The sequence below is a fragment of the Infirmifilum sp. NZ genome (assembly GCF_022693705.1).
Classification (GTDB): Archaea; Thermoproteota; Thermoprotei; order Thermofilales; family Thermofilaceae; genus Thermofilum.
The window spans coordinates 636,582-656,265 of record NZ_CP094288.1; the positions used below are offsets into that span (position 1 = coordinate 636,582).

At 51.3% G+C, this 19,684-nt stretch carries 26 protein-coding genes; 7 read left to right on the forward strand and 19 right to left on the reverse strand.

All coding sequences use genetic code 11. The features are described from left to right. Together MOV14_RS03380 and MOV14_RS03385 are read right to left on the reverse strand one after the other, a co-directional pair. Window positions 1-399 (reverse strand): DUF120 domain-containing protein (locus MOV14_RS03380; RefSeq protein ID WP_318537828.1); only part of this gene is annotated, 399 nt, incomplete at its 3' end. A gap of 71 nt (window positions 400-470) precedes the next feature. Next, window positions 471-854 (reverse strand): hypothetical protein, encoded by a 384-nt coding sequence (locus MOV14_RS03385; RefSeq protein ID WP_318537829.1) that lies wholly within the window; start codon window positions 852-854, stop codon window positions 471-473. 84 nt (window positions 855-938) lie between these two features. Here MOV14_RS03385 and MOV14_RS03390 point away from each other — a divergent pair, with 84 nt between their 5' ends. Continuing rightward, the gene (locus MOV14_RS03390) at window positions 939-1,499 is read left to right on the forward strand and encodes an archaemetzincin family Zn-dependent metalloprotease (RefSeq protein WP_318537830.1); all 561 of its coding nucleotides are present in this window, start codon (window positions 939-941) and stop codon (window positions 1,497-1,499) included. Window positions 1,500-1,506: 7 nt separating this feature from the next. Here MOV14_RS03390 and MOV14_RS03395 read toward each other — a convergent pair whose 3' ends face one another. Beyond that, window positions 1,507-2,241 carry a 5-formyltetrahydrofolate cyclo-ligase gene (locus MOV14_RS03395; protein WP_318537831.1) on the reverse strand — a complete coding sequence of 245 codons (735 nt, stop codon included), beginning with the start codon at window positions 2,239-2,241 and terminating at the stop codon, window positions 1,507-1,509. Between the two features lie 127 nt (window positions 2,242-2,368). Between MOV14_RS03395 and MOV14_RS03400 the strand changes: the two genes are divergently transcribed. Then, window positions 2,369-2,617, forward strand: coding sequence for a ribbon-helix-helix domain-containing protein (locus tag MOV14_RS03400; RefSeq protein WP_318537832.1), 249 nt, complete (start codon window positions 2,369-2,371; stop codon window positions 2,615-2,617). Between the two features lie 44 nt (window positions 2,618-2,661). Here the strand turns inward: MOV14_RS03400 and metG are convergent, their stop codons facing one another. Continuing rightward, a complete protein-coding gene (gene metG, locus MOV14_RS03405) occupies window positions 2,662-2,988 on the reverse strand; it encodes a methionine--tRNA ligase subunit beta (protein WP_318537833.1) in 327 nt (108 codons plus the stop codon). 63 nt (window positions 2,989-3,051) lie between these two features. Between metG and MOV14_RS03410 the strand changes: the two genes are divergently transcribed. Further along, on the forward strand, window positions 3,052-3,351 hold the full coding sequence (locus MOV14_RS03410; RefSeq protein WP_318537834.1) for a MarR family transcriptional regulator: 300 nt from the start codon (window positions 3,052-3,054) through the stop codon (window positions 3,349-3,351). A 42-nt stretch (window positions 3,352-3,393) separates the two neighbouring features. Next, entirely contained in the window at window positions 3,394-3,972 is a 579-nt protein-coding gene (locus MOV14_RS03415; protein ID WP_318537835.1) for a cysteine hydrolase family protein, read from the forward strand. A gap of 4 nt (window positions 3,973-3,976) precedes the next feature. Here MOV14_RS03415 and xerA read toward each other — a convergent pair whose 3' ends face one another. The 8 genes from xerA to eno all read right to left on the reverse strand — a co-directional run bounded on the left by xerA (window position 3,977) and on the right by eno (window position 10,735). Further along, entirely contained in the window at window positions 3,977-4,840 is an 864-nt protein-coding gene (gene xerA / locus MOV14_RS03420; protein ID WP_318537836.1) for a site-specific tyrosine recombinase/integron integrase, read from the reverse strand. After that, window positions 4,833-5,309, reverse strand: coding sequence for a bifunctional nuclease family protein (locus MOV14_RS03425; protein ID WP_318537837.1), 477 nt, complete (start codon window positions 5,307-5,309; stop codon window positions 4,833-4,835). The genes xerA and MOV14_RS03425 overlap by 8 nt, the downstream gene beginning before the upstream one ends. After that, the gene (locus MOV14_RS03430; protein ID WP_318537838.1) at window positions 5,296-5,967 is read right to left on the reverse strand and encodes a hypothetical protein; all 672 of its coding nucleotides are present in this window, start codon (window positions 5,965-5,967) and stop codon (window positions 5,296-5,298) included. The genes MOV14_RS03425 and MOV14_RS03430 overlap by 14 nt, the downstream gene beginning before the upstream one ends. A 67-nt stretch (window positions 5,968-6,034) precedes the next feature. Next, entirely contained in the window at window positions 6,035-6,364 is a 330-nt protein-coding gene (locus MOV14_RS03435; protein WP_318537839.1) for a hypothetical protein, read from the reverse strand. 241 nt (window positions 6,365-6,605) lie between these two features. After that, window positions 6,606-7,298 (reverse strand): acetate--CoA ligase family protein, encoded by a 693-nt coding sequence (locus MOV14_RS03440; protein WP_318537840.1) that lies wholly within the window; start codon window positions 7,296-7,298, stop codon window positions 6,606-6,608. 5 nt (window positions 7,299-7,303) lie between these two features. Further along, the gene (locus MOV14_RS03445; RefSeq protein ID WP_318537841.1) at window positions 7,304-8,524 is read right to left on the reverse strand and encodes a DegT/DnrJ/EryC1/StrS family aminotransferase; all 1,221 of its coding nucleotides are present in this window, start codon (window positions 8,522-8,524) and stop codon (window positions 7,304-7,306) included. Window positions 8,525-8,578: 54 nt separating this feature from the next. Then, window positions 8,579-9,382: an HD domain-containing protein gene (locus MOV14_RS03450; protein WP_318537842.1), complete on the reverse strand. Its 804-nt coding sequence runs from the start codon at window positions 9,380-9,382 to the stop codon at window positions 8,579-8,581. A gap of 48 nt (window positions 9,383-9,430) precedes the next feature. After that, on the reverse strand, window positions 9,431-10,735 hold the full coding sequence (gene eno / locus MOV14_RS03455) for a phosphopyruvate hydratase (protein ID WP_442786693.1): 1,305 nt from the start codon (window positions 10,733-10,735) through the stop codon (window positions 9,431-9,433). Window positions 10,736-10,886: 151 nt separating this feature from the next. On the opposite strand from eno, the gene MOV14_RS03460 reads away from it, so the two are divergent. Then, window positions 10,887-11,636: a nucleotidyltransferase family protein gene (locus MOV14_RS03460; protein ID WP_318537844.1), complete on the forward strand. Its 750-nt coding sequence runs from the start codon at window positions 10,887-10,889 to the stop codon at window positions 11,634-11,636. On the opposite strand, the gene MOV14_RS03465 is transcribed toward MOV14_RS03460, so the two are convergent. The 4 genes from MOV14_RS03465 to MOV14_RS03480 all read right to left on the reverse strand — a co-directional run bounded on the left by MOV14_RS03465 (window position 11,633) and on the right by MOV14_RS03480 (window position 15,096). Further along, entirely contained in the window at window positions 11,633-12,751 is a 1,119-nt protein-coding gene (locus MOV14_RS03465; RefSeq protein WP_318537845.1) for an NAD(P)/FAD-dependent oxidoreductase, read from the reverse strand. The genes MOV14_RS03460 and MOV14_RS03465 overlap by 4 nt on opposite strands. A gap of 271 nt (window positions 12,752-13,022) precedes the next feature. After that, entirely contained in the window at window positions 13,023-13,373 is a 351-nt protein-coding gene (locus tag MOV14_RS03470) for a PadR family transcriptional regulator (protein WP_318537846.1), read from the reverse strand. A gap of 182 nt (window positions 13,374-13,555) precedes the next feature. Beyond that, the gene (locus MOV14_RS03475; protein ID WP_318537847.1) at window positions 13,556-14,218 is read right to left on the reverse strand and encodes a class I SAM-dependent methyltransferase; all 663 of its coding nucleotides are present in this window, start codon (window positions 14,216-14,218) and stop codon (window positions 13,556-13,558) included. Then, window positions 14,194-15,096 carry a polyprenyl synthetase family protein gene (locus MOV14_RS03480; RefSeq protein ID WP_318537848.1) on the reverse strand — a complete coding sequence of 301 codons (903 nt, stop codon included), beginning with the start codon at window positions 15,094-15,096 and terminating at the stop codon, window positions 14,194-14,196. The genes MOV14_RS03475 and MOV14_RS03480 overlap by 25 nt, the downstream gene beginning before the upstream one ends. A gap of 61 nt (window positions 15,097-15,157) precedes the next feature. Here MOV14_RS03480 and MOV14_RS03485 point away from each other — a divergent pair, with 61 nt between their 5' ends. Continuing rightward, on the forward strand, window positions 15,158-15,955 hold the full coding sequence (locus tag MOV14_RS03485; protein WP_318537849.1) for a TatD family hydrolase: 798 nt from the start codon (window positions 15,158-15,160) through the stop codon (window positions 15,953-15,955). Next, entirely contained in the window at window positions 15,956-17,422 is a 1,467-nt protein-coding gene (locus MOV14_RS03490; protein WP_318537850.1) for an acetyl-CoA carboxylase biotin carboxylase subunit, read from the forward strand. Here the strand turns inward: MOV14_RS03490 and speE are convergent. The 3 genes from speE to MOV14_RS03505 form a co-directional block, all read right to left on the reverse strand. Next, complete coding sequence (gene speE, locus MOV14_RS03495; RefSeq protein WP_318537851.1) at window positions 17,419-18,342, reverse strand: polyamine aminopropyltransferase; 924 nt, start codon at window positions 18,340-18,342, stop codon at window positions 17,419-17,421. The two genes, MOV14_RS03490 and speE, sit on opposite strands and share 4 nt — an antisense overlap. A gap of 160 nt (window positions 18,343-18,502) precedes the next feature. Further along, the gene (locus tag MOV14_RS03500) at window positions 18,503-18,730 is read right to left on the reverse strand and encodes a winged helix-turn-helix domain-containing protein (RefSeq protein WP_318537852.1); all 228 of its coding nucleotides are present in this window, start codon (window positions 18,728-18,730) and stop codon (window positions 18,503-18,505) included. A gap of 18 nt (window positions 18,731-18,748) precedes the next feature. Further along, a complete protein-coding gene (locus tag MOV14_RS03505; RefSeq protein WP_318537853.1) occupies window positions 18,749-19,636 on the reverse strand; it encodes a metal ABC transporter substrate-binding protein in 888 nt (295 codons plus the stop codon). Between the last annotated feature and the right edge of the window lie 48 nt (window positions 19,637-19,684).

The following is a 19,684-nucleotide window of genomic DNA, read 5'->3' on the forward strand; positions in this document are numbered from 1 at the left end:
GTACGCGGGGTATGGCTCAAAGCCTAGAGCCTCTCTGAATGCCTCTACGTAGCGGGGTATGCTCATGTAAACTGCCCCTTCCCCTAACCCTGGCACCACCACTCCTCTCAGCACGATAGATGAGTTTGAGCTGAATACTGCACTCAGGTCCGCGTGAATTCTCTTGAGGAGGTCAACTCCTCTCGGAGTGACTCTGTAAGCTACGTAGCGTCCAAAGAAAACCCTTTCGATGTAACCTTCACTCTCGGCCTTTTCGAGGAGCTTCCGGAACCTCCAGGCTGAATAACCCAGGCTTTTCATGACTTCGGTGCGGCTTATCCGTCGAGGAAAACTCAGGCAACCCCTCTTGGCGAGCTCGAGAAGTAAGGGGAGCATCTCGTATAACTGATCGCTGGGCATACAATGCTCTATTACCTCCCTGTGGTTTTTATCAGTAACTGGCCCCATCGCATTCTCCCGAGGGATCAGCCTTACATGATCACAATTACTTCACGCTTACTGGCTATAGCCCTTAAACCGAGTATCGCCGAGAGCCCGAATATAGATAGAATGTACGCGATGAAGGTAAGTACTCCGAAGAGGCTGAGAGAGGCCGTGAGAAGGGTAATGTAGGGAGCCACGGCGAAAAGGCCGCCTTTCAACTCTCCGCTCTCGCCGTGTAGCTTGTACAACCTCCAAGAGAGCTCGACCACAAAGTACGATGAGGCAATTATCGGAGACAGTAGGAGGTACTTGGTCTCTGAGAGGATAAGCGATAGGAGCGTGCAAGCAAGCAGGGTAACAAGCAGGACGTTTGTGCTCTTCTCAGAGACAAGCACTGCTTCGTCGATGACGTCTTCGAGACGCAGCTTCATATCTGGTAATCTGTGCTTCCCGGGTGCTTAATTGATGGTAATGCTTTTGATGCAGGTGTTAGCTAATTTTCATACTGTTGTCGTATGGCTGGAATTGCGATTAAGATAGCCCCGTTAGGAGTTGAGAGGGGCGACGTTGATTGGCTCGCTGACTCCCTTAAGAGCATTTTTAATTCGACTGTAGTCGTAGAGCCTAAGCTGCTGAGCATGAGCGTTCTCCTTGACTTCTACGACGAGGAAAGGGATCAGATCGACGCTGAGGGGTTGCTGGAAAAGCTTCAGTCAACTGTGGGGGTGGTACCTCAGCAACGGCTGCTCGTACTCGTAAACGGCGATGGGTTTGTTGAGGGCTTAAACTTCGTCTTCGGGGTATCGAAGCCGGGTTGGGGCGGGGTGGTGTTTACTGAGCGGCTTCGACCCGAGTATTACGGTCAGCAACCTTCGATTGCGTTGTACAGAATGAGGCTCTTGAAGGAGAGCTTGCACGAGCTAGGGCACAGCTTCGGCTTGCCGCACTGCCAGCGAAGGTGCGTGATGAGATTTAGTAACTCTATCTACGACGTTGATGCAAAACCAGCCGCGTTTTGTAGCTCCTGCGCGGCGGCACTTAACAGGATGACCCCGGGCTTGCTAAGAATACCCTAACAGCTCACTAAGATATACCGAAGAGGACCCGTAAAATAGGTGTTGCTTTGATAAAGTCAATGGATAGAAGATCCCAGATTATCCCGGGCGGACGCGGGTAAGTTGTTGATGTCACTATAAGCTGAGTGGGCGTTATGATGTAGTCAACGGGGACATCGTGCTTGTACATCGGTATTTTACGCTCCGTGATTTGCAGGTCGTGGACTGCCGTGACTATAGGGGTTTTATCATCGACTACGTGTAATTCCTTGAGAATCGCGTACTCCAGGTCATAGAACCCGTCTCCCCTACCCAGCCTTGAGCCGTCCCTGTTCACAGCCACGCTTCCCAAAACGATTAGATCAACGCTAATGTTCTCGGGCCACCTTATCCTCTCTCCCAGAGTTAACGAACCTCTAAGTGTGGAGGCAAAGCCGTACTTAGATGAAGGTATCCTTGACGGGTCTAAAATCACGTAGCCACGTAACCTCGGCAGGGATACTATTACCTTCTTGCCTCTCTTCAGGGATTCTTCTCTTATTGCTCGGCTAGAAAGATCGGGGGTTGTGTAAATTGTCTCTGCGCGTCTAAAGCCTTCAAGCTTCAGGATCTTAGCCGCGACATTGTTGCTACCCACGAAACCGGGGATTTTCCCATAGCAAGGCCTAGGGCTGGTCACTACCTCGTAGCGTTCAAGTAAAGCCCAGATCTCCCTCCTGATGGCATCCTTCTCCCGATCGCGCTCTACGCCTAGCTCTGCCATAGAGTTCATTCATTATACCCAAGTGTAAATTAAAGTTTCGAACGAATGTTATTTTAAATTGTCCTACGGTTATAGGCAGGGGTTATTCCTACAAGTAATATATCCAGCTCGGTTAGAGTAGAGTCTGATGACCACAAGAAACGATCTTTCAAGTAGCTACTACGTCACCAATAGGGGTGACTATACGTCTGTAACAAAGGTCATATCGGTAAAGCTGCCCGTCGGCCTTATAGATGCTCTCGATCAGCTCATTGAGAGAGGTTACTTCCAGAATCGCAGCGACGCTATACGTGAGGCCATTAGAAAGCTCCTTTCAACGTACAGGGAAATGGACACTGCCAGGTTTGACCGTGGCCTTCACTTAGGAATTCGCTGAAAAGTCTGTTAGAAAAGAAGTTTTCTGCTTTCTCCAGTTTTCCCTCAGCTTATTTTAGCCCCTGGCTTTACTTCTCTGTCAGGCACCAGCAAGACCGGCTTTCCATTATCCACAGCGGCCAGCAGCATGCCTTGTGAAACGTACCCCATGAGGGCTTTAGGCTCTAAATTGGCTAGAACGATGACGAGCTTACCTACCAGGTCCTCTGCCTTGTAGTGGGGTCTAAGGCCTGCCACTAGCTGCCTCGTTTCACCGCCTATATCGACCTTCAAGAGGAGGAGTTTCTCGCTCTTCTGTATCGGTTCGGCATGCAGTACTTTCCCCACGCGTATGTCCAGCTTTTGGAAATCCTCGATTTTAACTGTAGGCATGCTTGAGAGATCGGAATCACAGGTTAATTTTTATTTCGGTGTAGCGAGGTTTGTAGGTGGGTCATGACCGCGGAAGACGTAGATGTGAGGTTGGTGTTCACTGAGAGCGATCTAATACTCCTTGCGCTCCTCTCAGGCGAGAAGAAGATCACCGACCTAAGACCTACCACTGGGCTGTCCACGACGTCTATCTACAACAACGTGAAGAAGCTATTGGAGTACGGTTTTATCGAGGAGGATAGAAAGGGTAGTCCCGGCAACAGAATACTAAGATTGACGGAGAAGGGTCGTAGGGTTGCCGCAATCCTGAAGATGCTCGAGGAGGAGCTGAAGCCAAAAGTCGTGGTCCTTAAGCCCGAGTAGGAAGAAACGCTATTATATGCCTTATCGGGTTATTTGAGTGGTATGTCTAAATACGCTGTTCTCGTTGTAGATATGCTCGAGGAGTTCGTTCGCGGTCGCCTGCGCGCTGAGAACGCTGAGCGTATTATCCCCTGCATCAAAAGGCTTGTCGAGTTCGCGCGAAGCAGAGGCATACCGGTGGTGTACGCTGTCGACCAGCACTACCAAGGCATAGACTTCGAAACTAAGCTATGGGGCCCCCATGCGATCAAGGGTAGTACTGAGGCGAAAATAGTCCCCGAGCTCTCGCCCACTGAGAAGGATTTCATCGTGAATAAGAGGAGGTACGATGCATTTGTTTTCACAGACCTGGATATGCTTCTCCGAGAGCTGGAAGTAGACACCATCATAATTACGGGAATACACACTCACATCTGCGTGCAACAAACAGCGCTTGGGGCATTCTACCGGGGCTACAAAGTGGTTGTTCCTGTAGAGTGCGTGGCAGCAGCTAGCGATGAGTGGCACAAAGTGGGGTTGGAGTACATGAGAGAGTTCGCTGGAGCGGAAGTCATAAGCTTAGAAACTCTCCTGAAAAGACTCGATATCGAACTCCGCTCCACTGTTTCTGAGATAGTCTAGAAGGCTAGAGAACCGAGCCCCACACCCTCTCGTAATCTTTCCTAAGGCGTTCCCTAGAGACATGGGCGTACACTTGAGTAGTGTTGAGATTCGAGTGCCCCAGAAGCTCCTGGATCTCTCTCACATCGAGGCCTGAGGCGAGGCTTAAGGTTGCGAAGGTGTGCCGAAGCAGGTGCGGAGTGACTTTTTTACTTAATCCCGCTTTACGCGCCAGCGTCTTCAATACTCTCTCAACAGTTGTGTAGTGGATGTGAGAGCTGGGATCTTTCGAAGAGGGGAACAACCACTCCGAGTCGTTGCTTGAGACATAGGCTGCGAGCAACTCCGCGACGCTTTGAGGAAAGTACACGTATCTTTCCTTGGCGCCCTTCCCTTTCACCCTTATCGTTCTTCTTTCCAGGTCGATGTCTGTTCTTCTGATGTTGACAAGCTCGGCGACACGAAGCCCCGTAGTAAACAGCAACATCACGATGAGCTTGTCTCGAATGCTATCAGCCTGCTCCACCATTCTTTTCACTTCTTCGGGTTCAAGGTACCTTGGAAGCTTTTTCTCACGCCTAGGAAGCTCAAACCCTCGCAACGCGTCCTCTTTGCCGACAAACTCCAGGAACCTTTTAACTGCAACAGCCGCGGTGTATAAGCTGTCCGGCTTCCACCCGCTTTGGCGCAGACGGGCTAGAAAAAGGTCGATGTCATAGAGCTGCACTTCCGAGATTCGCTTGCCATCGAGGAACTGAAGAAAGCTCTCCAGTATGCTTCTAAAGTACCTTATCGTCCTTTCAGACCTGTTTCGGGCAATGAGGTGAGATATGTACAATTCAACGAGCTCTTGGTTGCTCAAAGCCAGCGGGGATGCTTCCCTACTCATTTTCCTCCTTAAACCCCAGCTCTTCTGGCCGCCGCGCAAGCCTTTCAAGGTGCGAAGCAACATATATGGGAGCGCCAGCGCGCAGCGCTATTGCTACGCTGTCGCTCGGCCTAGCGTCGATGAATAACCTTTCCCCCTTCTGCTCATCGCCTTTCCTTAGAACGATGGTTGCTGTATAGACGCTGTTGTTGAGAAGCGCATCTATGGTTATTCTCTCCACGGAAACTCCAAGAGCCTCGAGGATGTTAATTATCAGGTCGTGTGTCATCGGTCTCTCTGTTCTCACGCCGTTTAGAGCGTTCTGAATAGCTACTCCCTCGCTCACCCCAATGTATATTGGTAGCACCTTACCTTTCCACTCTGGTGCCTCGAGAAGCATTACAAAGCCTGCGCCACCCGATTCGAAGAGTATCGGGTAAACGCCTACAACGTCAACTTTCAAATACTCTTCTTTTTCACCACCACTCAACAGCTTCACCCCGGGCATCCTGGAAAAACGCTGGGTTTATCCTGACGACGACCAGGTTGCCTCGGAACTGGCCTAGCTCCTTCACCCTTTTCACAACCTCATTGATCACGAACACAGGGTTTGATTTGATGAAGTTTACGGCCTCATCACCTCTCTGGCTTGACGCTATTTTGAAGAAGATCTCCTTTACGACCATCTCGGCCATGAGGTTCGTGAAACATACCTCCCCTGTCCTAATCAAGGACCCTATCGCGAACTTTTTAAAATCAGTGGCTTCGTCGCCGAGCACGCTCAGAATTGGTCCGACTTTTTCCTCCAGACGCTGGACAGCCTTAGTGTTCTCAGGGTCATCGGACATTACAAGCTTAACTCTCTGCCTCCACTTGAGAACCCAGATTTCAGCCCACTCGTTCACCAGGGAGTCGAACTCGAGCGGATTCTCTTCAGCCAGCTTCGACGCTAACGCAAGAGACTTGTAGCTGTAGTCCGGGTCGCCTATGAAGTCGAACTTCACTGCCAGGTAATTCACAAGGTCCTGTGTTGCCACGTCGCTCATGAACTCGACCTCCTGCTGCGTGAGATCGGAGAAGTACCTAGCTATGTAATGTGAAACTATTGACTTCAAGGTCGAATACGCGTTAGATTCCTTCCACTCCATTACTGCAAGCGCACCTAGTCTTTAACAACCATCCCGCCTTAAAAAAAGTATGCTGTTCAAGGTAAAGCTATATGATGTGCGGAAGCCCTAGGAGCGAGACAAATACGCTGAAAACGTAGATTAGGAAGGCTATGACTGCAGCTCCTATCCAGCCTACACCGAAGATTTTCCTGAGAGCCCACAGCCACGCTACTATCGCCAGGGTGTTCGCGAAGGGTATGTTTAGGATGTTGAATAACGCGAATATTATTTCGCCGACGAGTGCGGCTAAGAGGGCCCCAGCAATGTTCTCGCGTTTCTGCTTGCCTGGAAAAATCTTCAGCACAACGTAGATCACAATAGCACTCACAACCCAACCTATGATAAACTCAAGGATAGCACCTACACTAATCGGCATACGTTTTCATGCTTCGAATAGTTATGCTTGCTAAAAAATTTCGGGGGACAGGGTTTATAAGGAGGCCGTCGGCACCTAATTAAGCGGATGATGAGGCGACGGTATAATTGATGGGTGACGAGTCTTCTCGCGACTGATGCGATGCAATTTCATAGTTTCTGTCGCCTGTTGCACTCACCAGAGGCCTTTTATGCGCTCTGGCCTGACGGGAAGAAGGTTCAGAGGCCTAAATCCGCGCTATCTAGTAGCTTAGCTTGAACCTAGCGTCCGCTATCTTGACCCACTCGGATGAGACAAAGGTGGGGTTAAGGTCCATTTCGCTGACCGTGGTGGAGAGCTCGGAGAACATTAGAGAAGCTCTGCTTATCGTCTCAGCAAGCAACTCTATGTTAGCCCGAGGTAGTCCTCTGTATCCCTCTAAAATCCTGTAGCCCTTGATTCTCTTAATGATCTCTAGTGCGTCTTCGTAGGACACGGGCGCGATTTCGAACACCACGTCTTTGAGGACCTCTACGAGTATCCCGCCTATGCCGAACGCTATTACAGGGCCGAACTGCTCGTCCCGAAGACCCCCGATTATCACTTCGTGTGCTTTCTGAACCATCTCCTGTACTACAAAACCATAGACTCTAGCCTCAGGGTACCTTTGCCTGACGCTTGAGAGCATTTCATCCATCGCTTGCCTCAGCTCGACCTCAGAGCCTATTCCCGTTCTCACAGCTCCAGCTTCTGTTTTGTGAACAATATCAGGGCTGTCGAGCTTCAACACAACTGGAAAGCCGAGGCTAACCGCCTTTGCGGCCTCCTCTGGTCGTTTTAGCATAATGTACCTCGCGACTGGCAAGCCGTAGCTCTCAAGTAGAGCCAAAGACTCCGAGAGCGATAGAAGCGACCTGCCCTCATTGATGGCTTTCTCCAAAATCGGGTTGGTCATCCGGTTCACTTCCTGTAATACAGCAGAACTTTCTTTAAAGCCTTTGCTGTGTCAACGGCATCATCAGCGCTCATACCTGCGAGCGTTGGTAAGGTAACCACACTTCTCGCGGCAAGCTCTGCCTTCGGGGAAAGCCCAGGCTTGTACGAAACTTTACCGCCGTAGTAGGGGCAAGACCAGGGGCAACCCCGCCCGTAAGCGTCAAGCTTCTGGAACAGTGGGTTCTCGTATATTACACGAGGGTACGAGACGAGGACTAAAACGTTCTCACGCTTCACGGCTTCAACCACCCTGTCTCGATTAACCCTTAGATTCTCCAGCCTGAGCAAAACCTGGTATATGTGCCATGTGTGCTTAACGTGCTTCCTCGGCTTAGGTAGCAAAACGAGGTCTCCGTCAAGGCTCTCCAGTTCATCGGTATATATTCTAGCAATCTCCTCCCTTGCTCTGTTTAGCTCCTCTATTCGCGACAGCTGACCCAAGCCCAGCGCGGCCTGTAGCTCTGTCATCCTGTAGTTCCATCCGAGGGTTGTGTGGTAGTAGCGCTCCTCAGAGCCATGCTCCACGAAGAGCCTCGCTTTCCTGTAAATTGCCTCGTCGTTTGTCGTGACCATCCCTCCCTCCCCTGTTGTCATGTTCTTGGACTGGTAGAAGCTGAAAGCCCCTACGTCACCAATGCTACCCACCTTTCTCCCCTTGTACTCACTCCCGATAGCCTGAGCGCAGTCTTCTATCACCGCGAGATCGTTCTCGCGGGCGATCTTCATTATCTCGTCCATCTCCGCGGGATGCCCCGCTAAGTGAACTACCAGTATAGCCCTCGTTCTAGGAGTGATTTTATCAACTATTGTTTCGGGGTCTAGGTTGAGTGTATCAAGCTCTATATCCCCAAACACCGGGATAGCGTTGTTGTGCAACACAGCTGTGGCAGTTGCGACAAAGCTGAAGGGGGTCGTGATAACCTCGTCTCCTACTCCTATACCGAGGCTGGCAACAGCCGTGTGCAACGCAGCCGTTCCGTTCGAAACGGCAAGAGAGTACTTCACTCCTAAGAACCTTGCGAACTCCTCCTCAAACCTGCGGACGAAGGTTCCCACGCCTGAAGCTAAGCGACCGGACTCGAGAACCGAAAGCACGAGCTGTTTCTCGTATTCCGAAATCCTCGGGAAGTACTCCTTAAAGGTGTCCCGAACAGGTTTCCCTCCCTCAATAGCCGGTGCTTCCATCTGCGACCAGGGTGTTTTAGACGACGTCCAGCTATTAAAGATATCCAGCAGTTTTTAGAGCAGTGAGGCCACTCTTTCACCCTTCCCACTGTAAATATTTACCCTGACCAGCCCCTTCAGCTTGCTTGACTCAAGCTTCGGCATGAGAACCCTCTCCACCTGAAAGAAGCCGGCTAGATCCTCCATGTACACGGAGACCTGAATTGGTACGTCGTCACCCTGAGAAAGCTCGACGCGCTTTATGCTAAGCGCCGACAGGGAATGCATGTCCACCTTCCCCATCTTATAAGGTAAACGAGCCCGACCTTCCGACATGTCCAGCCCGTCTGCGAGCTTCACTATGCTGGCCTCGAGCGTCAAGGCCTTTACGTTGAACTCAGTACTGTATATTGCTGAAAGAACCTCCTGCCTCAGAGTGTACCTTCGGGAACCGATGCCTGGGTGCACGGTGCCTATGACCCTGTCAACTATGTCCTTGGCTAGAAGGCTACCTATAAACTCGTGGTTTTCGCGGTGAACTGAGTTTCCAATATCGTGAAGGTAGCTTGCTAACACGAGGATAGTTTTGACTTCGTCGAGGCTCTGCGCTGTCCCGTCCTTCAAGGTGGTGAAATCTACATTGCGGTTAAGTAGCATGTGCATTATCTCGAGCGATGCTCCAGCCACTATCCTTGCGTGGACTGGACCATGGTCATTGTACCCGAGTCGCTTCACGGCTATCGTGTTGCTCATCTCGAGCAGTGCCTGAACCTCCTCATCGCTCTCGATGACCTTAACTAGCCTAGCTACAAACTGGTCCCTCTCAACCCACCTATTCAGAATGGACTTCGACACAACGATAGCTTGTGAGCTCAGCATGGGAGAAAGAAAGAGGCGCTTTCTCTTTAAAAATGTTTTTGCTCGGACTCAGAGAGAGCTTAGCCTGTAGTGCTTGAACGCTGAGAGACCAGGGTACTTCGCACGCGACCCGAGCTCCTCCTCGATCCTTATGAGCTCGTTGTACTTGGACGTTCTCTCCCCGCGCGCAGGAGCCCCGGTCTTTATCTGCCCTGTGTTAAGGGCGACGGACAGGTGAGCTATCGTAGTGTCCTCGCTCTCGCCGCTCCGGTGGCTAATTATCACCGAGTAGTTGTTGCTCATAGCTAGCCTAGCCGCTTCAAGCGACTCAGAAAGGGTACCGATCTGGTTGACCTTGAGGAGCAGAGCGTTTGCGGCCCCAAGAGATATGCCTTTCGAGAGCCTTGAGGGATTTGTGACGAAAATATCGTCTCCCACTATCTGAACCTTTAAGTCACGGGTAGCGATAGCAAACCCCTCGAAATCATCCTCGTGCAGAGGATCCTCGATCGATATTATCGGGAACTCCCCGACAAGCTCTGCGTAATACTTAATGAGCTGTTCGCGGCTGAATTCTCTTCCGTCCAATAAGTAGGTGCCCCTCTTCTCGTCGTAGAACTCGGAGGCCGCCGCGTCCAGCGCTAAAGCAACGTCCCTCCCGGGCTCGTACCCGGCGAGCTTTATGGCGTCAACTAGAGCCCTCAAAGCCTCCCTTGACTCCCTCATGGGAGGCGCGAAACCACCCTCATCCCCCACGTTTACGGCGTGGGCTCCGTAGCGCTCCCTCAGGATGCTCCTAAGCGCGTGGTACACTTCGCTACCCATCTTGAGCGCCTCGGCGAAGGACTTCGCCCCTACAGGAGCGATCATGAACTCCTGGATCCTGAGCTCGTTACCGGCGTGCTTCCCCCCGTTTATGATGTTCATGAGGGGGACGGGTAGAAGGTGGGCTTGAAGGCCCCCTAAGTACAGGTAAAGCGGCATACCGTAAGTGCTGGCAGCGGCGTGCGCCACCGCGAGGGAGACAGAAAGTATGGAATTCGCACCCAACCTCGACTTGTTGGGTGTTCCGTCCAGCTCTATCAGCCTCCTGTCTATGTCTTCCTGCTTTCTAGCATCCATCCCTACGATTTCCCTGGCGATGACGGTGTTAACGTTCTCGATAGCTCTGGTAACTCCCTTGCCGTGGAAGTCTTTCCCACCGTCTCGTAGCTCTAACGCCTCGTGAGTACCCGTAGAGGCGCCGGACGGAACGATCGCTCTTCCAAAACCGCCGCCGAGAGTGTATACTTCTGTTTCGACTGTGGGGTTTGCGCGCGAGTCGAGAACCCACCTGGCTTTTACACGCACTATATCAAAGTCCTCTTCCCAGATGTATTGTGTTGAAGGCACATTCTGTGTTATCAACTTACTAACTTAACTGTTGTGGCTTTTACCGTGTGTTATTAACCAGGATGTTTTCTTAAAAACGAGGATAAAGAGTAAATTCATATACTTTTTCGAAAAACAGGTAATCGGTGTCAGCTTGACCCAAAACACTGTAGGCGTGATTCTCTGCGGGGGTGAAGGTAAAAGGCTCAGGCCGCTAACTTACTACTTCCAGAAAGCCATGATCCCTATAGGTTCACAGCAGAAACCACTTCTCGAGTACATTGTTCGACTGATGAAGTACCACGGCATAAACAACATCGTGATGCTCATAGGCTACAAAGGACAGCAGATCGTGAACTACTTCAACGATGGGGAGAGGTACAGCGTCAAAATATCCTACGTCTGGGACAACCCCGAGTTCGGTGGCAACGGTGGCGCTCTCTACAACGCTTACCTAAAGGGAGCGCTGGACGACGCTGAAAATATACTCGTTTACTACGGTGACATCCTGAGCGACATTAATCTCTCTGAGATGCTTAGGTTCCACGACGAGAGAGGGTTCATGTCCACACTCGCCCTCTCGCCGAACTATAGGGTCGCGGTCGGCGTTGCCGAGCTTGACGGCGAAGAGGTTGTGCGGATGGTCGAAAAACCCCCTCTCGGAAAACCGGTCACTATAGGTGTTGTCGCTCTTCGTAGAAAGGCTCTTGAGGTGCTACACGAGATCGCCGAGACCAAGAGGGATATTGACATCATGGGAGATCTCATCAGGGTTTTGATAGAGCGAAGGCTCAGGGTTGGAGGATACTTAACGAGTGCTTTTTGGTTCGACCTCGGAACGACAGAGGCATACGAGAAACTGGACCCGAACGAGGTGGACCAGAGATTCAGTTTCCTCTTCTAAGAGCCGAGGAAGTAGTAAAGAGAGGTTTTTTCGCCCTTAATTATCTTCGTTACGAGGCCGGCTGGGGCAAGCTTTAGCAGTCTTGAAAATTGCCAGTGGTCGAAGATAAAGTCGACCATTTTCCTGTACCTCCTTCCAATGCTCAGTATGCTTCCGACCTCGCTCCAAGCTCTCTCAGCGTAGACTTCTGGCTTCTCCAACCAAACGGCCTCCGCAGCCAGTACGCCGAGGGCCATCGACGTAAATATGCCGCCTCCGTTTATGGGGTTTGTTGAGCCGAGAGAGTCTCCGGCAAAAAGCACCTTTCCGCATACAGGGGGCGCGTAGAAGCCCGAAACCGGTATCCACCTAGACCTTGGTGTCTCGATGCTAGAGGCGGAATCCAGGAAACCTTCAGGGTTAAGCTCGACGAACCTCTTCAGAAGGTGTATGGGGTTTGTGCCTGCTTTCACGTAGCTGTAGCGGATTCCTATGCCTACGTTAGAGACCTCGCCCTCGTAAGGGATTATCCAAGCGTAGCCGCCAGGAGTCTGGGGAGAAGCATGCATGTAAACAACTCTTTTACTCATGTTGGGTGTCCGCATTTTCATGTTCACCCCGATTGCCAGATCTTTAGCTTCGAGCTCTGAAGCGCATCCGAGCAACCTGCGCGTGAGCGAAGGATATCCGTCGGCAGCTATGATGTACTCGCTTTCGAGAACTTTGCCTCGGCGAGTCTTGATGACATAGTGATCCTGCAGTCTCCTAATGCATACAACGTCGTCACCTAAAACATAGTTCGCTCTTTCAACGAGCTTCTCGACCAGTTCCCGCCTGCTAACTGTGAAACCTGGAACTGCCATTCTGAATAACCTTACACCCTCGATTTTGAGGTGGATCTCATCAAAGGTGTTCAGCTTTCTGGCGAGGCTGATGTAGTTGAAAGCTGTCCTTACTGAAGGCTTATGGCTGATAAACTGAATCGCCTCCGGCTCCGGTAGGAACTCTCCGCAGACTGTGGGGCTCTCAAGGGCATGCTTCCTCTCTATGCCTATAGCCTCGACGCCCAGCTCGCTTAACCTTCTTAGAGCTGCTGCGCCGGCAGGGCCTAGGCCAATAACCGCAACCTTAAACATCGTTCCGTTGCTACATCAACATGTCTCTTAAGCTTTTACCCTCTGTTCTCTTAGATATTTCTAGGTGCATCTTGTCTCTGGATGCACGCCATATAGTATCTACGCAGTTTACCTTAAGCCCCCACGATGTGAAATCGATACCTTCTAAAACATCTAATGATGATAATCGGAACTATCGCTGTTGATACGTTGAAGAACCATACTTTAACGCTGTTTTTCGTTAGGCAGAAATGGAGAGAGTTGAGGAACTTCGGCGGTCTAGGTGCAAATGTTATGGAAGGCAGACCTTCTCACGACCAAGTACTTTTACTGCTGTCTGGATGACCGTGAGAGAGCGCTCTAGGATATCTCGGACGAACTCGATGCCGGCTGGTGTCAGTTTGTAAGCTTTCTTATCTCTAGAGCCAACCTCGCGCGATTCCACGAAGCCTGCTTCCTCTAGTTTCTTCAGGTACGGGTAAACCTGCGAAGGCCCTACTTGGACGCCGAGCATCTTCTCGAGAAGCCTCATGAGCTCATAGCCGTGCTTCTCGCCCTCAGCCAGCAGTATAAGCGTGTAAAGTTTTATCACTGTATTTACCCTTAGCGATTCAGCTACCGTGGGACTCTTGTCTTCAGCCATGACACATCACTAGGAGTTTCCTCTATCTACATCTATATATAAACATTTTTGTCTTTTATATTCCCGTGTGGTGATTTACCTTTTCTTTTCCTTTTTACCATAGCAAAACGTTGATCAGAGAAGAGAGGCAGTATCTGGAGCACGGATTCATTGAACGCTGAACGTAAATCCATAGCTAAGAATCAGCGGGCTTCAGATGGGATGTAAATGACTGCAACTAAACCTAGTCCCTTCTTTATGAGCACTTTCCCGCCGAGTTTACTGAAAAAATCTGCCCTGGGCATTAGCTGAAGAGTTGGGATCAAAAGCTCCCACCTGCCTCGATGACCACCGCTCACGATGAAGCCCAAGATGGGGGCGATGTACCCAAAGTACAGTACGACAGCCGGAAGCAGGAAACGGTTTACCGCGAAGAGGTCGAGGATGAAGACGCCTTTTCTCGACGCTTTACGCATGTTAAAAATGCCTAGAGCTTTGTCCATGAAGTCGCGGAAGCTAAACATCGCGATAGCGAAGTCAAACGACTTGGCTCTAAAGGGTATGCACTCTGCTGTTGCTACTACACGGTGAAAATTCGCATAATTGTGCATGTTCTTCGTGGCTATTGGGTCGATGCATATAACCTCCTCAGCAGTCCGCACGAGCTGAGGAACGTACACTCCGTCCCCGCAACCCACATCTAGAACCCTACCGGCCACGGAGGATAGAACAATGTTCCTGAGAAGTCTATGCACACCCAGGCTCATCACAGTGTTTGCCCGCTCATATACGGCCGTATCAAACAGGTAGTTTAGAACGCGCTCTACTTTAAACCATAACCCTATTGGTAGTCCGGTAGCCCCCAATAACGCCACCTAGATTCCAGTTTCTCCCCAAGGATTCTCCTGGCTTGGCAAGAGCACTCGCGTAGGAATAGCTCCAACGAGTACCTAGCGAAGTAGGCGAGCAAGCTGGATAACCGAGCCGCACTCTCAAAAACCCTGTCTACTTCACCCACAAACTTTTCCCCAGCATACTCTAGAGGATTTCCCCGTGACTCTCTAAGTAGCTGTATTACACTCCCGCTGTCGCGGACACCCTTCTCTACGTCAACTAAGTCGTCTAGAATCTGGTATGCTCGGCCAAGGGAGAGGCCATAAACCCTGGCGTACTCTACTACTGACTCTCCTTGCTGTATCGCATAGATAGGTAAAACTGCTGAAGCTTCGAACACAGCGCCCGTCTTGTATGAAATAACGTCCAAGTAACTAACCCCGGGGTCGACCCCTTTTAGTATCTCCATGTCCCACAGCTGCCCTAAGGCAGCTTTGTACCACGCGTCCATGCTCTCGATAACAGCCCTCGTACCCGCTTGGGCAACGTACTTTATCGCGGTGGCCATCATCACGTGGGGGAAAACGATAGCTTTCTCCAATCCGTAGCGTTTCCAGAAGCTGGCCCTGCCTCTCCGCACCTCAGACTTATCGATTATATCGTCGTGGATAAGGCTGGCTGAATGCATGAGCTCTAGGGCTAAAGCTATGGGTAACGCTTGCTCGGCATCGCCGCCCAGAGCCTTAGCTACGAGGAGCGCGAGCGTCCCGCGGATCATTTTGCCGCCCTCAAGAGCGTACACGAGCTCCTCAAGGAAGGGCTCTTTCTCGTAGACCTCTTCGCGAATATAGTCCCTCAGCCTCTCCCTCAGACGCCTCGTCTCTGACTCCAGGGCTACCACTGACAGCATTAAAAACCCAAAGACCCACAGCCCGCAAACGAATATAAGGCTTTCCTGCGAACTTCGACAAGTGTTTGACGCTCACTGCCACCTGACATACCCTGGTCTTAGAGAGCTGTTACCAAAGGTGCTGGAGGAAGCAAAAGGACAGATGAGGGGCATAGTGACCTCTGCGTTCCCTTTCGATAAGGAGAAAAAGAGAGGTTTCGAGGACGCGCTCGAGGCGCTGAGCTTGAGCCAGCGGTACCAAGGGCTGGTGTTCGTAACCATGGGGCTTCACCCAGTACAAGTACATGAAATGGGCGATGATGAGATCGAGCTCTACAAGGAACTTGTGGAGCGCAACGCTGGGGCGATAGTAGGGATTGGGGAAATAGGCCTCGACAGGTTCTGGGTTAAAGATGAGGAAGAGTACTCTCGATCGAGGAAAGTTTTCCTGGAAATGCTTGAGCTGGCTGAGAAAATAAGAAAACCTGTTGTAATTCATAGCCGGAAGGCCGAGGAGGAGGTCGTCGAGATGCTTTCTAGCTTCAAGCTTGAAGAGAAAGTGTTGATGCACTCCTTTACCGGAAACATGACTGCAGCAAAAAAGGCTCTGGACATGGGCTTCTACTTCTCCGTGAACTACAAAATTAAGGACACCAAGAATATGCGCAAGATAGCTAAGAGCTTCCCTCTCGAGCGTATCCTGACGGAAACAGATGCTCCTTTCCTGTCCCCGAGTGGGGGCGTGAACACTCCCCTAAACGTTAGAGCGGTCATCGAGGAAGTGGCCGAGCTGAGAGGGATGAGCTTTGAGGAGGTTGATGAGGTGACTACCCAGAACGCATTTATGTTCTATGGCGTTAGTACTACTGGTCGGCGGTAAATGGGGAGTGTTTTCAGCAAGATACTGGTGGCTAACAGGGGGGAAATTGCTGTCAGAATCATTCGAACAGCGAGAGACATGGGGATCAAAACTGTCGCAGTGTACAGCGACGCGGATAGGGATGCGCTTCATACAAGGCTTGCCGATGAAAGAGTCCGCATAGGTCCCTCCGAGCCTAAGCTCAGCTACCTGAACTCCAAAGCCATACTGCAAGCTGCTCTGAGCCTCGGAGCTGAGGCTATCCACCCTGGCTACGGTTTTCTCTCGCAGAACGCTCAATTCGCTCAGGAGGTTGTGGAGAGCGGCCTCGCATGGATAGGCCCTCCTCCAAGCGTTTTAAAGCTGGCTGGTGACAAACTCTCATCTAGAAGGTTTTTCGCCGGCAGCGGGATCCCGGTGGTTCCCGGGACACTTGAGCCCGTTGGCCTAGAGGAGGCCCCCGAGGCTGCAGAGGAGCTAGGGTATCCTGTAGTCGTGAAGCCAGCGGGAGGTGGAGGGGGTATCGGGATGTTCGTCGCAAGTTCTCCTAGCGATCTGAGGGATAAGGTTGAGAAAGCCTCTAGGTTGGCTTCAGCCTCGTTCAGTAGAAGCGAGGTTTACCTCGAGAAGTACTTCCCCAGAGCTAAGCACATCGAGGTTCAGATTCTAGGTGATGAGCACGGAAAAATAGTGCATCTTTTTGAAAGGGAGTGTAGCGTTCAGAGGAGGTTCCAGAAGGTCGTTGAGGAAGCCCCATCCCCTTCCATCACCCCTGAGGAGAGAAAGGAGGTGTTGCGGCTGGCCGTTAAAGCTGCCGAAAGTTGCCACTACGTGAACGCTGGGACGTTCGAGTTTCTCTTCGACCTAGACGAAAGGAAGTTCTACCTCCTCGAAGTTAACACCAGAATACAGGTAGAGCACCCCGTCACGGAGATGATCACTGGCGTCGACGTCGTTGAGCAACAGATACTCATAGCCGCAGGCGAACAGCTTTCATCAACTTTATCATCGCTCAACTATAGCGGCCACGCTATAGAGGCGCGCATCTACGCGGAGGATCCATGGAGCAACTTTATGCCCTCACCCGGAAGAGTATCCCGGCTGGAACTACCCGCAGGACCCTGGGTCAGAGTCGACAGCGGCGTCTACGAGGGCTACACTGTGCCGGAGTTTTACGACCCTCTTCTGATGAAAATCGTTTCCTGGGGGCAGAATCGCGAGGCTGCGCGGAGCAGGCTGGTAAGGGCACTGAAGGAGCTCGTGATCGAAGGAGTTAAACACAACCGCTCGTTCCTAGTAAACGTCCTCCAGCATCCACGCTTTGTGGATGGAACGTACACTACTCGCTTATTAGAGGAGGAGAGCCTTTACCGGGTCCGGGGCGAGGAAGGTGCGGCAACACCTGACACTGAGAGAAGGGAAAGAGGCGCGCAGGATAAAGCGCAGAAAGTCAGCTACTGGCGTTTGCTCGCCAGGGCTCGCTTCTAACTGAGACTTATTTCGAGAGGTTTGTCGATCGTCGATATCCACGTGTACTCTTTCATCTGCTCTTTCATGTAGCGGGGGATTTTGAATAAGTGGTAGTAGTTATCAATGTCCAAGAAGCGGAGATCGAGCCTGCCGAGCTTCTCTTGAAGCTCACTTCTTGGGATACTGAGCGGGTCACGCCCCATTGATCCGAGGGCAAAGCCCCACTCGCTGTAGAATGCTGGTACAAATACCTTGTAGAGACGAGAGATGGGGAAGACTGCACCCACGGTGTTGCCTATAACTGTGAATGCTTCGAGGTAGTACCTCGTAGAAGTAGCCTGCGTGACCATAACGCCCTGCGCGTTCAGTATTTTCTTTACGCCTTCGTAGAACTCCTTCGTGTAAAGTAGAACACCGGGGGTGTTTTTAATAGGATCCGTGAGGTCAAGTATTACAACGTCGAACTTCTCACTAGTGTTCTCGATGAACTCTTTTCCGTCTGCTATCACTAGCTCCACTCTAGGATCGTCGAAAGAGCCCTGATGCCATTTATAGAGGTACTTCTTCGCTAGCTCGACGAGCTCTCCATCAATGTCAACCATCACCACGCGTTCAACCGTCTTGTGCTTCAGGACCTCCCTGATAGTCGCGCCTTCACCCCCTCCCACGACGAGTACTTTCCTCGGATTGGGATGCGTGAGCATTGCTGGGTGAACTAGGCTCTCGTGATAGATGAACTCGTCGTACTCTGTGCTCTGCGCATACCCGTCTAGGAAGAGAGCCAGCCCGAAGGACCCCGTTTTCGCGATAGTTACTCTCTGGTACTTCGTCCGACCGTCGTATAGTAACTCCTCTATGCCGTGGATGTGCGCCTCAAGCGGGCTAAGCCACTCGGTGTACCAGAGTACCCCAAAGCTCTTTGACTGGTTGCTTTGCATAAGCTAGCGTAACATCCCTCATATTTAACCATTTAATCGCTACGCAGGTAAACGGGGTCAGGTGTCCTAGCCTACATCACGCATCAGCAGTTCCAGCGGTCTTCATCCCAGACCTCTAAAGGACACAAAGATAAAAAAGTTCTTTCTCAACTTAGGAGGCTTAGGCTTTTATCGCCTCCCTGCCCTTGTCGGTTATTCTGTACTTACCTTCCCCGGCTTTCTCAACCAAGCCTTGATTAACTAAACCCCGGATTTTCCCGGTGACTTTTCTAACGTCTAGGCCCGCTTTCTCGGCTATTTCTTTGCAGGATGCCGGCTGCGTAAACGTTACTAGCGCTTTCAGGATGCTTACGGCTGTTTCATCAAGCTTCTTTGAACCGCAGGGCATTTTCACCGCCCAGAAGTTCTAGCCAGATGGGGCTAATTTAGTTAACTCCTGAGATACCTTGAAAATCTTGTTGAGAGCGCTGTCGGGAGCAGTGGGATCGGGAACTACTATGTATGGCACGCTGTGACTGGCGGCGAGCTCTAGAGCTTTCTGAGCAACCTGTGTGGAGGTTGACCCCACTACTACTATAAGCTTGCACTCGCCGCTGCTGAGGCTACTCTCTATTCTTGCCAGGTCTTCAGGAGTGGCAGGCAGGTCCTCTTCCTTTACGAGAAGGTACTTGACTCTGATGCCCGCCCACTCAACAGCGTACTGCGCCGGCGGAGAAGTAGCTACGGCGCACAAGTTCAGCTTTCTAGTAGCGTTCTCGATTGTACTCACCTTCTCTGTGAGGTTTTTGAGGTTCGCCCTGTATGATTCAGCACACTCCGGTCTAAGCGTCTCAAGCCGCTTTTCCACGTAGGCCATGTAGATCTTGTAGTTCTCGGGGTCGTATATCGGCCAATGGTAGTTCGGCTGACCCGTCGCGGGGTTCAACTTGATGCTTACGCCGGGGATGTTTGGAATTTCGATTAGAACAGATTTTATCTCGCCTCTGCTCACGAGATCCCTTATCTGCGTCTCGAAAGGAGTATGAGCAGTTGAGACGATGATGTCAGCGTCCCGCAACTTAGCAACGTCACTGGGGGTCAACTGGTACTCATGGGGGTCCACTCCCGGGGGGGTCACCGAGAAGACGGAGTCGCCGCTGCAGATCAGCTGTTCGAGGTCAGGCTTAAGGGAGTAAAACGTCACAGCAACAACCATCCCCGTTTTACTTTGAGGAGGCTGTTTGGGAGCAAGGAGATAAACTGCGAAGATGGCTATCACGGTAAGCGCAAGTATTGCAGTAACGGCGAGTATCATTCTATTTCGTGCACTATTACTCTTTGACTTTACCTGATTTGTGCACAT

What these genes read in the sequence shown, in the direction of transcription:
- MOV14_RS03385 (WP_318537829.1), bottom strand. Translation starts at nt 854, where the DNA reads ATGAAGCTGCGTCTCGAAGACGTCATCGACGAAGCAGTGCTTGTCTCT.
- MOV14_RS03390 (WP_318537830.1), top strand. Translation starts at nt 939, where the DNA reads ATGGCTGGAATTGCGATTAAGATAGCCCCGTTAGGAGTTGAGAGGGGC.
- MOV14_RS03395 (WP_318537831.1), bottom strand. Translation starts at nt 2,241, where the DNA reads ATGGCAGAGCTAGGCGTAGAGCGCGATCGGGAGAAGGATGCCATCAGG.
- MOV14_RS03400 (WP_318537832.1), top strand. Translation starts at nt 2,369, where the DNA reads ATGACCACAAGAAACGATCTTTCAAGTAGCTACTACGTCACCAATAGG.
- metG (WP_318537833.1), bottom strand. Translation starts at nt 2,988, where the DNA reads ATGCCTACAGTTAAAATCGAGGATTTCCAAAAGCTGGACATACGCGTG.
- MOV14_RS03410 (WP_318537834.1), top strand. Translation starts at nt 3,052, where the DNA reads ATGACCGCGGAAGACGTAGATGTGAGGTTGGTGTTCACTGAGAGCGAT.
- MOV14_RS03415 (WP_318537835.1), top strand. Translation starts at nt 3,394, where the DNA reads ATGTCTAAATACGCTGTTCTCGTTGTAGATATGCTCGAGGAGTTCGTT.
- xerA (WP_318537836.1), bottom strand. Translation starts at nt 4,840, where the DNA reads ATGAGTAGGGAAGCATCCCCGCTGGCTTTGAGCAACCAAGAGCTCGTT.
- MOV14_RS03430 (WP_318537838.1), bottom strand. Translation starts at nt 5,967, where the DNA reads ATGGAGTGGAAGGAATCTAACGCGTATTCGACCTTGAAGTCAATAGTT.
- MOV14_RS03435 (WP_318537839.1), bottom strand. Translation starts at nt 6,364, where the DNA reads ATGCCGATTAGTGTAGGTGCTATCCTTGAGTTTATCATAGGTTGGGTT.
- MOV14_RS03440 (WP_318537840.1), bottom strand. Translation starts at nt 7,298, where the DNA reads ATGACCAACCCGATTTTGGAGAAAGCCATCAATGAGGGCAGGTCGCTT.
- MOV14_RS03445 (WP_318537841.1), bottom strand. Translation starts at nt 8,524, where the DNA reads ATGGAAGCACCGGCTATTGAGGGAGGGAAACCTGTTCGGGACACCTTT.
- MOV14_RS03450 (WP_318537842.1), bottom strand. Translation starts at nt 9,382, where the DNA reads ATGCTGAGCTCACAAGCTATCGTTGTGTCGAAGTCCATTCTGAATAGG.
- MOV14_RS03465 (WP_318537845.1), bottom strand. Translation starts at nt 12,751, where the DNA reads ATGTTTAAGGTTGCGGTTATTGGCCTAGGCCCTGCCGGCGCAGCAGCT.
- MOV14_RS03470 (WP_318537846.1), bottom strand. Translation starts at nt 13,373, where the DNA reads ATGGCTGAAGACAAGAGTCCCACGGTAGCTGAATCGCTAAGGGTAAAT.
- MOV14_RS03480 (WP_318537848.1), bottom strand. Translation starts at nt 15,096, where the DNA reads ATGCTGTCAGTGGTAGCCCTGGAGTCAGAGACGAGGCGTCTGAGGGAG.
- MOV14_RS03490 (WP_318537850.1), top strand. Translation starts at nt 15,956, where the DNA reads ATGGGGAGTGTTTTCAGCAAGATACTGGTGGCTAACAGGGGGGAAATT.
- speE (WP_318537851.1), bottom strand. Translation starts at nt 18,342, where the DNA reads ATGCAAAGCAACCAGTCAAAGAGCTTTGGGGTACTCTGGTACACCGAG.
- MOV14_RS03500 (WP_318537852.1), bottom strand. Translation starts at nt 18,730, where the DNA reads ATGCCCTGCGGTTCAAAGAAGCTTGATGAAACAGCCGTAAGCATCCTG.
- MOV14_RS03505 (WP_318537853.1), bottom strand. Translation starts at nt 19,636, where the DNA reads ATGATACTCGCCGTTACTGCAATACTTGCGCTTACCGTGATAGCCATC.